Source organism: uncultured Winogradskyella sp. (assembly GCF_947498345.1).
Lineage (GTDB): Bacteria > Bacteroidota > Bacteroidia > Flavobacteriales > Flavobacteriaceae > Winogradskyella.
Genome location: NZ_CANMJY010000004.1, coordinates 100,607 through 112,236, shown reverse-complemented (window position 1 = coordinate 112,236; position 11,630 = coordinate 100,607). Strand labels below are relative to the sequence as shown.

The following is an 11,630-nucleotide window of genomic DNA, read 5'->3' as shown; positions in this document are numbered from 1 at the left end:
TGAATCTTATTTTAGAATAGAAAACAAGTTCGTTCAAAAGTGTTCAATGTTGTACAAATTGTTTTTTTTATAACCTTTGCATTAACATGAATAAATATCCTGAATACGATACAGTACAAAAGTGTCTTCAAAAAATTGAGGCAAAACTTAATTGGGGTAGCTCAGAGAATTGGCATAACAACGTCTTTTCTGAATTGAGCGAAGCTATCTATAATAAAACAGGCGTATTAATTAGTACGACTACTTTAAAACGTATTTGGGGAAAAGTAAACTATAACAATGCACCAAGCATTAGTACTTTAAATACACTTTCGCAATTTATAGGATATAAAAACTGGAGAGATTTTAAAACAAGTTTGACCCTAACCAAAAATGTAACGTTACACCCAAAAAAATCAATTCGTTTTAATCTCTCAAAAACTTTAATAGTAGGATTAGTGTTTTTGGTTGCTGCACTCTTTTTAAATTTTGCCTTTAAACATTATAACAAAGAAATAGACTCTTCTCAAATTAAGTTTATTAGCCATAGCGTAACTGCATCTATTCCTAACAGTGTGGTTTTTGATTTTGATATAAGCAATATAGACTCTGACAGTATTTATATTCAACAGTTTTGGGATCCAACCAAAACCATTAAAATCAATTCAGAGCAAAAACAGGCCACAGGGATTTACTATTATCCTGGATATTTTAGAGCAAAGTTGCTAGTTAATGGAAATACCCTTAAAGAGCATGATTTATTTATAAAATCCAATGGCTGGTTAGGAACTATAGATTATAAGCCTATACCAAAATACATCAGCAACCTAAAGGAGTTAAAATTTTCTGAAGCTATTAAAGAGGAAGTAAAGCGTAGCAAAGCACCCTTAACAACTACATTTCAATATATTGATAAATTTGAAGGTTTTTCTGGAGATAATTTTAGTTTAAGTGCAGAAATTAAAAGCATCTATAACGACAAATGGGCTGTATGTCAAAGTACTTCAGTTATAGTCGTAGGAACAAAGAGTGCTTTAATAATTCCTTTATCCCTTATTGGCTGCTCGTCTGAATTAAGAGGAATGCTGAGCGATAAAGATTTAGATGGTAAAACCGAAGATTTGTCTTCCCTTGCAATAGAATTAACCGATTTTAAAACTATAACAATAGAATGTATTAATAAACAGGTAAATGTATTTTTTGAAGGCCGTAAAGTATTTACAAAAACCTACGAAGAATCTATTGGTGAGATTGCTGGTGTTAGATATAAATTTCTTGGAATAGGTACTGTTGAAAATGTTACGCTATTAAATAAAAAAACCAACCAAACAATTGCGCTTTAAACAAATTGCTGGTTGGTAATTATATTCTACAAATTAAAGTGCCTGTAACTTCCCCATTTGTGTAATATCCTTAATACCATTTTTAATAGTTAAGAAAGCATTACCATTTGGTTTAATATCAATTAAAATTTTAATTTTATTAACAGCAAACGCAATTGATATATTTTGCAAATCATCATTAAAGTTTACGCTATAGTTTATAATTTTATCCATAATTAGTGTGGCTCTATCATCTTCACCCAAATCAAATATTAATCCAGTAGCTTTAGAATCTTCAATAGTTAAACAATTAGATTCATCTTCATTATTTAACCGCTCTCTTTCAAATCCTTCAAAAACAACTTCACCTACGTATTTAAACTTTTTAGATTTAACTAAAGCTTTCATTGCATTATATGTCCCTTGAAATGTTTCCTTTTGTGTCGGTTTAGATTGTGCCGACACAAAGGTTGAAGCAGAAAGGCTAAAGATAAATGTTAGTATAATTAAATTTTTCATTATCGTTATTTTGGGTCTAAGATAATATTTATTCTTTCAATACACTTCAAAAATAATTTGATATAGTCTTTAAAAGCTGTTAAAATCGCATGGCTATTCCTTAATTCTGAAGTACTTTTGCAAAAAAATATCTTTTATGTCTAAAATGCTTCCTACATTTAGAATTGTTGCCTTATTAGAAGGTTTGTCTTATATTCTTTTGTTATTTATTGCTACACCTATAAAGTATTTTGGCGGCGACCCACAATATGTGAGAATGCTTGGTATGCCACATGGTATTTTATTTATGGTCTATGTAGTAATAGCAATTCTAATAAGCAAAGACATGAAATGGTCTACCAGAACCTTATGGGTAGTATTAATTGCATCCGTAATTCCGTTTGGCACATTCTATATCGATAAAAAATATTTAAAAAAATCCCATGCTTAATATAAGACACTACATATACGATTTACTTATAGAACAAGGCATTTCTGAAACTACTGCAGAGTATCTTAATATGCTTGCACTTCTATTAGCATTAGTAGTGATTGCGTTTATTGTAGATTTTATAACTAAGCGATTGCTTTGGAGGTTTTCTACTGCAATCGCCAAAAGAACTAAAAGCAGTTTTGACGATATTCTTATAAAGAATAAGTTACCTAGAAATGTTGCCCATATTATCCCTTTGATTCTGCTGATTGAATTTGTGCCTCAGGTTTTTTCTGATTTTGCATATACTGAAGATATTATAGAAAAAACCTTAAAAGTCATAGCAATACTTCTTACGCTTCGTATTCTAAGAAGCTTTTTTCACTCTGTAAGAGATTATTTAAAAACACTGCCAAGATATAAGGATAAACCTATTCATAGTTACATTCAGGTATTTATGATTTTTGCCTGGCTTCTAGGTGTTTTTTCAATATTCGCTATAATGACTGGCATTACATTTTGGAAGTTTGCCACCTCATTAGGTGCTGCATCTGCTGTTATACTTTTAGTTTTTCGCGATAGCATATTAGGTTTTGTAGCCAGTATACAAGTAGCCGTAAACGATATGGTACGTATTGGAGACTGGATTACTTTTGAAAAATTTGGCGCAGATGGTGACGTCATCGAAATTACATTAGCTACAGTTAAAGTACAGAATTGGGATAAGACTATAACGACCATACCTACTTACGCTTTAATTTCTGATTCGTTTAAGAATTGGCGAGGCATGTCTAATTCTGGTGGGAGACGCATCAAACGTGCCGTAATTATTAAAACGTCTACTATAAAGTTTCTAGATGATGCAGATGTAGAACGCTTTAAAAGCATTGAATTGGTTTCTGATTATATAGAAAGTAGCTCAAACCAAATTAAAGCATATAATATTGAAAATGGAGTTGATAAGTCTGTTTTAATCAATGGTCGTAATCTAACCAACTTTGGTGTTTTTAGAAAGTATCTTCAAACCTATATGGAAAACCACTCGGCTATCAATAAAAATATGACATTAATGGTACGACAGTTAGAACCAACACCTCAAGGTATTCCTATGGAAATTTATACTTTTAGTAGTGATATTCGTTGGCAAAATTACGAATACATTATGGGAGATATTTTTGATCATGTTCTGGCTTCAGTAAAGTTTTTTGATCTTGAAGTATACGAACTTACAGTAGCAAATTCTGATTAGTTTCTTCCTTCTAATCGGTCTTTTACAAACTCAACTTCGGTTTTACCATGCGGTCTCGGTTTACCATCTTCGCCTAAATTTACCATTATAATATTATCGACAGTAAGAATAGTTTCTCTGGTCATTTTATTTCTGGCTTCACACTTCATTGTTATAGACGATTTACCAAACTTAGTAACTTCTATACCAATCTCTACAATGTCCCCTTTTTTGGCTGATGCCATAAAGTTAATTTCTGACATGTATTTGGTGACAATCTTAGAATTTTCAAGTTGAATAATGGTATAAAGCGCAGCTTCTTCATCTATCCATGCTAATAGTTGACCGCCAAATAAAGTGCCATTAGGATTTAAATCTTCGGGTTTTACCCATTTACGTGTGTGAAATCTCATTTAAAGTAATTAAATATAAACAATAAGAATTTTTAAAGTAATGTTTGTTGCCTATCAGAATCTTCATTAGGAATCTTCAAATCAGTCCCTAATTTAGAATTTAATTGCTTAATTAAGTAAGCAGAAAGTAAAGGCGACTCTTTTTCAATATTTTGATGCACAAAGAAGTTAATATCTTTTATACCATTATCTTTCCAAACCTTTAAACGCTCTACCCAGTCATCTAAACGTGTATAATCACTTTGATGGTTAGCACCAACGTAGCGTACAAAAGCTCTGGAGTTGGTTAACCGCATATGCATAATATCGCGTCTGCCAGCACTATCTACTATAATATTTGAGATATTATTCTCTTCTAAAAGCTGATATAAATCTTCAGCTATGGCTTTATCATTGTACCAATTGGTATGCCTAAACTCAACAGCTAGAGGAATTTCCCTTGGCCAACCTTCAACAAAATTAATTACACGATCAAAATCCTTTGGAGCAAAGTTACTGTGCATTTGTAAAAAAACGCAGCCTAACTTTTCTTTTAGATTTACAGCACTATATAAGTAATTGTCAACTACAGGTGCAACATCATCATTTAAACGCTTCCAGTGACTAATCTCTTGATTGAGCTTTGGGAAGAACTTAAAACTATCTGGTGTTTTATCATACCACTTCACAAATTGCTCTGGTGGAAAAATTCTATAAAATGTGGCATTTAATTCAATAGAATTAAACTGACGCGAATAGTATTCTAATTCATCCTTAGTTCCTCTAGGATAAAAGCCCTTTAAATCTGCTCTATTCCATTTCGCACAACCAACAAAAACATTAGTTTTGTCAGCAGAGTTTTTCTTTAATACCTTAATAGTATCCTGATGATCAGGTGGCAAAGTAAAATCTATGATTTCAGGATTATCTACACTTCCAAATTTCATGTGTTGTTATTTTAACCAAAGATATAGTTTAAAGCACATTATAAGAATTGAAATGCATAAGTTTTTTGAATGAAAAAATCACCAATGTTAATAAGACCGTTAACAACATATTTGAGCTTCAACCATACGCTATGGTGTAATCTTTAAATTTAATTCCAAATTAATCCTTAATCACTTCACCATGGCAACTCGCACTGAAGACCTACTATCTCTTAGGCCAATTATAACTTCTGCAAAAATTTATGATGCTATGAGTTCTGAAGAATTATTTCAGAATAAGACTTTACGTCCAATCATAAAAATGCAGCACAATTTATTCATTGCAGTTTTTAGAAATTACATTACCAAAAGAAAGAATGTATTTTATGATCTAACATTACCAAAACAGTTAGACTATATAGATAATGCTATTCATAAGGATATGAAATTTAGAAATTCTGTTAAAGGCATGATTATAGGGCAATTTACTATTGAGGAGTATGAATTGTATATCGAAAACTCTTCTGCTTTAAACAAGCGCATGATGAATATTGTAAAAGAACGGCTTATTAACAATATTCAGGTATTTATCAAACCTCAGATATTAAAGGCTATCTAAGCAAAATATTAGATTTATAAAATTTTTAACATTGAAGTAATTAAAAATTATATAATTTTGAAACGTCCATTTCAAATAAAATGCCAAAAACTGAAATTTTTAATAGAGAAAATGTCCTAAAGCAGGCTACGGAAGTATTTCATACTAAAGGTTATAATGCCACCTCAATGCAAGATTTAGTAGATGTTACAGGTCTTAACAGGTCGAGTATTTACAATTCTTTTGAGAGCAAACATAATCTGTATCTGGAATGTTTAAAGCTATACGAAAATAAGTACCAGCGTATTATCTCTAAAGTGTTATTAGCATCTAACAGTCCTATAAATGCTATTAAATCTTTATTTAATATGTATTTAAAAGAAACGCTGAGTGATACTAAAACCAAAGGGTGTCTTATTGTTAATTGCAAATCTGAAATGGCCAATCAGAATATGGCAATTCAAAATTTTTTATTGAACAACCAAAAAGGTACAATAGAGCTTCTCGAAGATTTAATTGAAAAAGGACAGAAGGGTGAAAGCATTAATAAAAGCAAGTCTAAGCAAGAATATGCCCTATATTTATTTTCGTCAATGCAAGGTTTCAGAATGACAGGTATTTTGGTAAATGACAAAGATCAATTGCAAGGTTTAATTAATACAACTTTGCAAAATTTAAAATAATTTTTTTAATCTAATTTGAAACGATTGTTTCAAATAAAATAACACATTATGAATAAGTTAAAAGACAAAGTTGCAGTAATCACAGGTGCAAACAGCGGAATAGGATTAGCTACCGCTAAGCTATATCTAAAAGAAGATGCAAAAGTAGTACTATCTGGAAGACGAAAAGAAGCTCTGGAAGAAGTTGCAAAAACGTTAGAAGGAGATTTTATAACAGTAGTAGCAGATGTTTCAAAGGATGAAGACAATAAAAGTCTAATTGAACAAGCCACAAACCATTATGGTAAAATTGACATTTTATTTCTAAATGCTGGTATTGCACCTCCTACTCCAACAACAGAAGTAACGGCAGAACATTACAACCAAATATTTGATATCAATGTAAAGGGGCCAATTATCGCAATAAAAGAAGCTTTACCACATATTAATGATAATGGAACCATACTATTTACAAACTCTATTGTACATCAAAAAGGGTTTGATGGATTAAGCATATACTCAGCCAGTAAAGGGGCTCTGAGAGCTTATGCTCGTGTGTTAACTTCTGAAGTTAAATCTAGAGGCATTAGAGTTAATTCAATTGCCCCAGGACCAATTGACACACCTATTTATGGTAAAATGGGTTTACCACAAGATGTTGTTGAAGAAATGGGTAAAGGATTTGCAGAATCTGTACCATTAGGTCGTTTTGGCACCTCAGAAGAAATTGCCAATGCAGCCTTGTTCTTAGCTTCTGATGATGCATCTTATATAAATGGTGTAGAATTAGAAGTTGATGGTGGATTAAGTCAGATTTAAAACATACTGAACCTAAACTAAAAAGCCGAACACTATGTTCGGCTTTAGTATTTATAACAAAGACTCCCCATTGAGATTAGTTGTGAGTACATCACTCATATAATCAAAATAAGGCCTAATTTGTTTGAATGCTTCATTTACATCATCAAGAAAACCTTCTGCAAGAACCTCTTTATCCGTGTATTTCTTAGTAAATATATATTGCTTTCTACGTATTAGATCTATTGCAGGATGAACTTTATCAAATCCTTTAGGTGCAGTTTTTAGTTCATCTCCAACGAATCCGCCCCAAGTAGTTTTAAAGTTTTTATTATTCAAAATAGCTCGCATTTCGCTATCATCCATTTCAAACTCTTTCCTTATTCTAAAAAGGTCTTCTTTATTAGGTTCCCAAAAACCAGTAGCTATAAATGATTCATTATTGGGTTGAATATGTAAGTAATAGCCACCTCTAAGTTCTGGTTTTTTACGAGCAAAAGAACCGCCAAAGTGAGTTTTGTAAGGTAGCTTGTTTTTAGAAAAACGGACGTCTCTATATATCCTAAAAATCTTAATTTTCTCTATTTGATCGTGAGCATTTATTAATTCACCTAAATGGTTATAAGCACTTTTCACTTTAGTTTCTATAGCTTTAAATTCTGGTTTATGGGCATTAAACCAATCTCTATCGTTGTTTTTGGTTAAATTCTTAAAGAATGTAAGGGTTTCCTTTGGTATGGTTGTGCTCATTTTTATGATTTTTTTAATAGCTAAAAATATAAAAACCTTTTTTATTTTATGTTAAAATGAGTTAATCCTCGGCTTCTTAAACACTCTGTTTAGAATAGTTAAAAATAAACTTGCGTAGTGATAGAATTTTCAGTATTATGCACAACTTTTAAAACACACACTAATTTTATGGGTAGACCAGCAACAAGACCAACAAAACTAAAAGATGGATTTTATATTGAAATCCGTAACAAAGGTTCAAAATCAGGTGTTAAACTATACAGTGGCACTAAATTACAGATGCATCGCGCAATAAAGATGTACGAGCGTTCTAAAGAAGTCATCATTTTAGGTGAGTCTATAAACGGTAAATTTGTAGATAAAGAACCAAAATTGCATGTAGTAGAATAACTATAAATAAATGAAATTTAAAAAGGCGAAAACTTAGTTTTCGCCTTTTTTTATTGTATTACTGTTGGTCTAAAAACTAACTCTTATTTTTTTTTTTATACATTGTTAATCTAAATGGCAGTTTTTTCTGCAAAAAACTAACTAAATTAAATCAACTTTATTATGACAAATTCTTTAAACAAACCACCTATTTGGTTTTGGATTGTAAGCGTATTAGCTCTAGTTTGGAATAGTCTAGGTGTGCATGGCTACGTTAGTCAAGCATACAAGACTAAAGCATTTACAGATGCTTATACTACTGAGCAAATTGAAGTTATGACTAATTTACCCACTTGGTATACAGCATTATTTGCTATTGCAGTTTTCGCTGGTGCAATAGGTTGCTTGTTGCTCTTGTTTAGAAAAAAAATTGCAAAGTTACTTTTAACCTTATCCTTTTTAGCTGCAACCATACAAATGGTGTATTTTTTATTTATCGCAGATTTAAACGGTGTAGATTTTAGCGCAAACAAAATAATGGCTTACATTATTATTGTATTTGCTGCATTTTTGGTTTGGTTTGCAAAAAATGCTATTACTAAAAATTGGATAAAATAACTATTAACCAACCAATTTTAAAAAAGGAATTAGTAATTATAACTGGTTCCTTTTTTTATTCAAAATTTACAGCATGTAAAATTAGACCAGAAGCTGGAGCAATATAATCCATCACTTCTACACTATCTGCTTTTAAGGTATCTTCAATATAAGCTAATGTCACCTCTCCTCTACCCAATTTAATTAAACAACCAAACATAAGTCGTATCTGATTACGCATAAAACCTTTGCCTTTTACTTTAAAAATATACGATTTTTCGGGAAAGAAATTCGCGGTATAAATTGCATTATCTACTATTTCAGAAGATTCTATAGTTCTATAATACTCCCCATTATCAGTTGCTTTGTAGCAATAGGTTTTAAAGTTGTGAGTGCCTTCAAATAATTTAGCTCCTTCCTTCATTAATTCAACATTAAGAGGCTCTAAAATTGTCGATAGAATTGGAGCACAAAAAGGATGATTTTTTTGCCCTTGAGAAAACACATAATGATACTCCTTCAATTTAGAATCTTGAATAATATTAAATTTATTATCAACTTCCTTAATAGACAGTGCTCTAATGTCTTGGGGCAAATTATGATTAAAAAGTGCCAAAAATTCATCAAAGTCTTTAATTGGGGCGTTATAAATAAACAACTCCAACGCAGCTTCATTTGCTGAAACCATAGCATCTGTTCTACCAGCACCTAGGGTCTTAAAGCGAATATTGCCAAGAATATACTTTAGAGTTCTATCAATCATTAAGTGAATGGTTTTAACATCGGGTTGCTTTTGCCATCCATGAAAACGATATCCTAAATATTGAATTTTTATAAGATAATAAAAACGTTTATCAAACATTAATTAGTGTCTTGCTTTGCGCTTACAATATAACTACTTTTCCCTTGCCTTTAATACATTAACAATATCATTTAGATTGAAGCCTTTAGCTTGTAATAATATTAAATAATGAAACATTAAATCCGCACTTTCCTCAAGGAATAAATTATCATTATTATCTTTTGCTTCAATAACTACTTCTACAGCTTCTTCGCCGACCTTTTGTGCAATTTTATTTATGCCTTTTGCAAACAATGATGCTACATAAGATTTTTGTGCATCGGTATTTTCAATTCTAGAAGAGATGACATCTTCTAATTTTGAGAGAAATCCAAAAGATTGGATATTGCCCTCATTCCAGCATGTATCCGTTCCTTTATGGCATGTTGGCCCTTTTGGATTTACAGATACCAAAAGTGTATCTTTATCACAATCAAGTTGAATGTCAACTAAATTAAGAACATTACCACTTTCCTCACCTTTGGTCCATAATCTATTTTTAGTGCGGCTAAAAAATGTTACTAAACCCGATATTTTTGTTTTTTCTAAGGCTTCTTCATTCATATAACCCAGCATTAATACATTCTTAGTATTTATATCTTGTATAATTGCTGGCACTAAACCATCCGAATTTTTATTGAAATCTATATTCATAACCGTACTTCTATATTCTGCTTTTGTAACTCTTTTTTTAATTCTAATATTGGTATTTCTCCGAAGTGAAAAACACTAGCGGCCAAGGCAGCATCTGCTTTACCATCTTTAAATGTATCAATAAAATGCTGAATCGTTCCTGCACCACCTGAAGCAATTATCGGAATATTAACCAATTCTGAAAGCTTAGCTAAAGCCACATTGGCAAAACCAGCCTTAGTCCCATCGTGATTCATAGAGGTAAATAGAATTTCTCCAGCTCCTCTTTCTTCAACTTCTTTTGCCCAATCAAATAATTTAATATCTGTTGGAATAGTTCCTCCTGCTAAATGTACAAACCATTCGTCATCTATTTGTTTTGCATCAATAGCGACGACGACACACTGACTCCCAAATTTTTTAGAAAGTTCGTTAATGAGTTCTGGACGCTTCACAGCTGAAGAGTTTATAGATACTTTATCTGCTCCGCAGTGCAATAAATCATCAACATCATCAACAGAAGAAATTCCTCCACCTACAGTGAATGGGATATTAACCTGTTCTGCCACTTTTAAAACCATATCGTGCATAGTTTTTCTATTCTCAAGAGTTGCAGCTATATCTAAAAAGACCAGTTCATCTGCTCCTAATTCTGCATATTGTTTGGCTAAAACTACTGGGTCACCAGCATCACGTAAATCAACAAAGTTGACACCTTTCACCGTACGTCCATTTTTAATATCCAAGCAGGGAACAATTCGTTTTGTTAGCATAATTAATTATTGACTATAAATTTTTCTAAAGCTCTTAAACTTATTTTATTCTCATAAATGGCTTTTCCAACTATAGCTCCCTCACAACCAATAGCTTTTAAATCTTGCAGGTCTTTAATATCGGAAACTCCACCTGATGCAATAAGCTTTATGGACTGTGCTCCACTTTTATTACTACAGGTATTTATAATCGTTTTGTAAAGCTCAATTGATGGGCCTTTTAGCATACCATCTTTTGTAATGTCTGTACAAATCACATACTGTACATGCTTCCTTTGATAGTTTTTTACAAACGAAACAACTTCTTCTTTGCTATTGTCTTGCCAACCGTTTATAGCAATTTTACCGTCATTACTATCGGCGCCTAAAATTATTTTTTGTGGCCCGTATTTTGACAACCAACTTTCGAAAGTCTCTCTGTCACTCACTGCAATACTACCACCTGTTATCTGTCTTGCGCCACTATTAAATGCAATATTTAAATCTTCGTTAGATTTTAAACCTCCACCAAAATCAATTTTTAAATTTGTCTTTGCAGCTATAGTTTCTAAAACCCTATAGTTTACAATATGCTTAGCCTTAGCGCCATCTAAATCTACAAGATGCAAATATTCTATACCAGACGCTTCAAATTCTTTAGCTACCTCTAGTGGATTTTCGTTATATATCTTTTTTGTATCATAATCTCCTTTGGTTAGTCTTACGCACTTTCCATCTATGATATCTATGGCAGGTATTATTCTCATAACATTGCCCACGAAAGTGGGAATCTCTTTTAATTAATATTTATCTTTAGTTTGTGGCGCTTCAACAAGCTCAGCGTGACAAATC

General features: G+C 31.8%; 16 protein-coding genes. 8 read left to right on the top strand and 8 right to left on the bottom strand.

Going from position 1 to position 11,630, the window contains the following annotated elements; translation table 11 throughout:
• The first annotated feature begins 86 nt into the window (after positions 1 to 86).
• Entirely contained in the window at positions 87 to 1,322 is a 1,236-nt protein-coding gene (locus tag Q0912_RS06945; protein ID WP_299113412.1) for a hypothetical protein, read from the top strand.
• Positions 1,323 to 1,355: 33 nt separating this feature from the next.
• On the opposite strand, the gene Q0912_RS06940 is transcribed toward Q0912_RS06945, so the two are convergent.
• A complete protein-coding gene (locus tag Q0912_RS06940; RefSeq protein ID WP_299113410.1) occupies positions 1,356 to 1,820 on the bottom strand; it encodes a hypothetical protein in 465 nt (154 codons plus the stop codon).
• A 145-nt stretch (positions 1,821 to 1,965) separates the two neighbouring features.
• On the opposite strand from Q0912_RS06940, the gene Q0912_RS06935 reads away from it, so the two are divergent.
• Positions 1,966 to 2,250, top strand: coding sequence for a DUF3817 domain-containing protein (locus tag Q0912_RS06935; protein ID WP_299113729.1), 285 nt, complete (start codon positions 1,966 to 1,968; stop codon positions 2,248 to 2,250).
• Positions 2,243 to 3,481 carry a mechanosensitive ion channel domain-containing protein gene (locus tag Q0912_RS06930; RefSeq protein ID WP_299113408.1) on the top strand — a complete coding sequence of 413 codons (1,239 nt, stop codon included), beginning with the start codon at positions 2,243 to 2,245 and terminating at the stop codon, positions 3,479 to 3,481. The genes Q0912_RS06935 and Q0912_RS06930 overlap by 8 nt, the downstream gene beginning before the upstream one ends.
• Here the strand turns inward: Q0912_RS06930 and Q0912_RS06925 are convergent.
• Both Q0912_RS06925 and Q0912_RS06920 read right to left on the bottom strand, forming a co-directional pair.
• Positions 3,478 to 3,873 (bottom strand): hotdog domain-containing protein, encoded by a 396-nt coding sequence (locus Q0912_RS06925; RefSeq protein WP_299113406.1) that lies wholly within the window; start codon positions 3,871 to 3,873, stop codon positions 3,478 to 3,480. The two genes, Q0912_RS06930 and Q0912_RS06925, sit on opposite strands and share 4 nt — an antisense overlap.
• Positions 3,874 to 3,905: 32 nt before the next feature.
• Positions 3,906 to 4,799 carry a DUF72 domain-containing protein gene (locus tag Q0912_RS06920; protein ID WP_299113404.1) on the bottom strand — a complete coding sequence of 298 codons (894 nt, stop codon included), beginning with the start codon at positions 4,797 to 4,799 and terminating at the stop codon, positions 3,906 to 3,908.
• 181 nt (positions 4,800 to 4,980) lie between these two features.
• Here Q0912_RS06920 and Q0912_RS06915 point away from each other — a divergent pair, with 181 nt between their 5' ends.
• The 3 genes from Q0912_RS06915 (at position 4,981) to Q0912_RS06905 (ending at position 6,857) form a co-directional block, all read left to right on the top strand.
• On the top strand, positions 4,981 to 5,397 hold the full coding sequence (locus Q0912_RS06915; protein WP_299113402.1) for a glyoxalase: 417 nt from the start codon (positions 4,981 to 4,983) through the stop codon (positions 5,395 to 5,397).
• 80 nt (positions 5,398 to 5,477) lie between these two features.
• Positions 5,478 to 6,059, top strand: a complete 582-nt coding sequence (locus Q0912_RS06910) for a TetR/AcrR family transcriptional regulator (RefSeq protein ID WP_299113400.1) — start codon at positions 5,478 to 5,480, stop codon at positions 6,057 to 6,059.
• A 48-nt stretch (positions 6,060 to 6,107) separates the two neighbouring features.
• Positions 6,108 to 6,857: a glucose 1-dehydrogenase gene (locus tag Q0912_RS06905; protein WP_299113398.1), complete on the top strand. Its 750-nt coding sequence runs from the start codon at positions 6,108 to 6,110 to the stop codon at positions 6,855 to 6,857.
• A gap of 51 nt (positions 6,858 to 6,908) precedes the next feature.
• Here Q0912_RS06905 and Q0912_RS06900 read toward each other — a convergent pair whose 3' ends face one another.
• Positions 6,909 to 7,586: a DUF2461 domain-containing protein gene (locus tag Q0912_RS06900; protein ID WP_299113396.1), complete on the bottom strand. Its 678-nt coding sequence runs from the start codon at positions 7,584 to 7,586 to the stop codon at positions 6,909 to 6,911.
• Between the two features lie 168 nt (positions 7,587 to 7,754).
• Between Q0912_RS06900 and Q0912_RS06895 the strand changes: the two genes are divergently transcribed.
• Complete coding sequence (locus Q0912_RS06895) at positions 7,755 to 7,976, top strand: hypothetical protein (protein ID WP_299113394.1); 222 nt, start codon at positions 7,755 to 7,757, stop codon at positions 7,974 to 7,976.
• Positions 7,977 to 8,138: 162 nt separating this feature from the next.
• Positions 8,139 to 8,573 (top strand): hypothetical protein, encoded by a 435-nt coding sequence (locus Q0912_RS06890; RefSeq protein WP_299113392.1) that lies wholly within the window; start codon positions 8,139 to 8,141, stop codon positions 8,571 to 8,573.
• Positions 8,574 to 8,628: 55 nt separating this feature from the next.
• Here Q0912_RS06890 and Q0912_RS06885 read toward each other — a convergent pair whose 3' ends face one another.
• Genes Q0912_RS06885 through hisA form a run of 4 tightly spaced genes read right to left on the bottom strand, consistent with a single transcriptional unit; the run spans position 8,629 to position 11,545 of the window.
• On the bottom strand, positions 8,629 to 9,414 hold the full coding sequence (locus Q0912_RS06885) for a tRNA pseudouridine(38-40) synthase TruA (RefSeq protein ID WP_299113391.1): 786 nt from the start codon (positions 9,412 to 9,414) through the stop codon (positions 8,629 to 8,631).
• Between the two features lie 33 nt (positions 9,415 to 9,447).
• Entirely contained in the window at positions 9,448 to 10,047 is a 600-nt protein-coding gene (gene hisIE / locus Q0912_RS06880) for a bifunctional phosphoribosyl-AMP cyclohydrolase/phosphoribosyl-ATP diphosphatase HisIE (RefSeq protein WP_299113388.1), read from the bottom strand.
• On the bottom strand, positions 10,044 to 10,799 hold the full coding sequence (hisF, locus tag Q0912_RS06875; protein ID WP_299113386.1) for an imidazole glycerol phosphate synthase subunit HisF: 756 nt from the start codon (positions 10,797 to 10,799) through the stop codon (positions 10,044 to 10,046). Before hisF ends, hisIE begins: the two co-directional genes overlap by 4 nt.
• A gap of 2 nt (positions 10,800 to 10,801) precedes the next feature.
• A complete protein-coding gene (gene hisA, locus Q0912_RS06870; RefSeq protein WP_299113383.1) occupies positions 10,802 to 11,545 on the bottom strand; it encodes a 1-(5-phosphoribosyl)-5-[(5-phosphoribosylamino)methylideneamino]imidazole-4-carboxamide isomerase in 744 nt (247 codons plus the stop codon).
• Between the last annotated feature and the right edge of the window lie 85 nt (positions 11,546 to 11,630).

What these genes read in the sequence shown, in the direction of transcription:
- Q0912_RS06945 (WP_299113412.1), top strand. Translation starts at nt 87, where the DNA reads ATGAATAAATATCCTGAATACGATACAGTACAAAAGTGTCTTCAAAAA.
- Q0912_RS06940 (WP_299113410.1), bottom strand. Translation starts at nt 1,820, where the DNA reads ATGAAAAATTTAATTATACTAACATTTATCTTTAGCCTTTCTGCTTCA.
- Q0912_RS06935 (WP_299113729.1), top strand. Translation starts at nt 1,966, where the DNA reads ATGCTTCCTACATTTAGAATTGTTGCCTTATTAGAAGGTTTGTCTTAT.
- Q0912_RS06930 (WP_299113408.1), top strand. Translation starts at nt 2,243, where the DNA reads ATGCTTAATATAAGACACTACATATACGATTTACTTATAGAACAAGGC.
- Q0912_RS06925 (WP_299113406.1), bottom strand. Translation starts at nt 3,873, where the DNA reads ATGAGATTTCACACACGTAAATGGGTAAAACCCGAAGATTTAAATCCT.
- Q0912_RS06920 (WP_299113404.1), bottom strand. Translation starts at nt 4,799, where the DNA reads ATGAAATTTGGAAGTGTAGATAATCCTGAAATCATAGATTTTACTTTG.
- Q0912_RS06915 (WP_299113402.1), top strand. Translation starts at nt 4,981, where the DNA reads ATGGCAACTCGCACTGAAGACCTACTATCTCTTAGGCCAATTATAACT.
- Q0912_RS06910 (WP_299113400.1), top strand. Translation starts at nt 5,478, where the DNA reads ATGCCAAAAACTGAAATTTTTAATAGAGAAAATGTCCTAAAGCAGGCT.
- Q0912_RS06905 (WP_299113398.1), top strand. Translation starts at nt 6,108, where the DNA reads ATGAATAAGTTAAAAGACAAAGTTGCAGTAATCACAGGTGCAAACAGC.
- Q0912_RS06900 (WP_299113396.1), bottom strand. Translation starts at nt 7,586, where the DNA reads ATGAGCACAACCATACCAAAGGAAACCCTTACATTCTTTAAGAATTTA.
- Q0912_RS06895 (WP_299113394.1), top strand. Translation starts at nt 7,755, where the DNA reads ATGGGTAGACCAGCAACAAGACCAACAAAACTAAAAGATGGATTTTAT.
- Q0912_RS06890 (WP_299113392.1), top strand. Translation starts at nt 8,139, where the DNA reads ATGACAAATTCTTTAAACAAACCACCTATTTGGTTTTGGATTGTAAGC.
- Q0912_RS06885 (WP_299113391.1), bottom strand. Translation starts at nt 9,414, where the DNA reads ATGTTTGATAAACGTTTTTATTATCTTATAAAAATTCAATATTTAGGA.
- hisIE (WP_299113388.1), bottom strand. Translation starts at nt 10,047, where the DNA reads ATGAATATAGATTTCAATAAAAATTCGGATGGTTTAGTGCCAGCAATT.
- hisF (WP_299113386.1), bottom strand. Translation starts at nt 10,799, where the DNA reads ATGCTAACAAAACGAATTGTTCCCTGCTTGGATATTAAAAATGGACGT.
- hisA (WP_299113383.1), bottom strand. Translation starts at nt 11,545, where the DNA reads ATGAGAATAATACCTGCCATAGATATCATAGATGGAAAGTGCGTAAGA.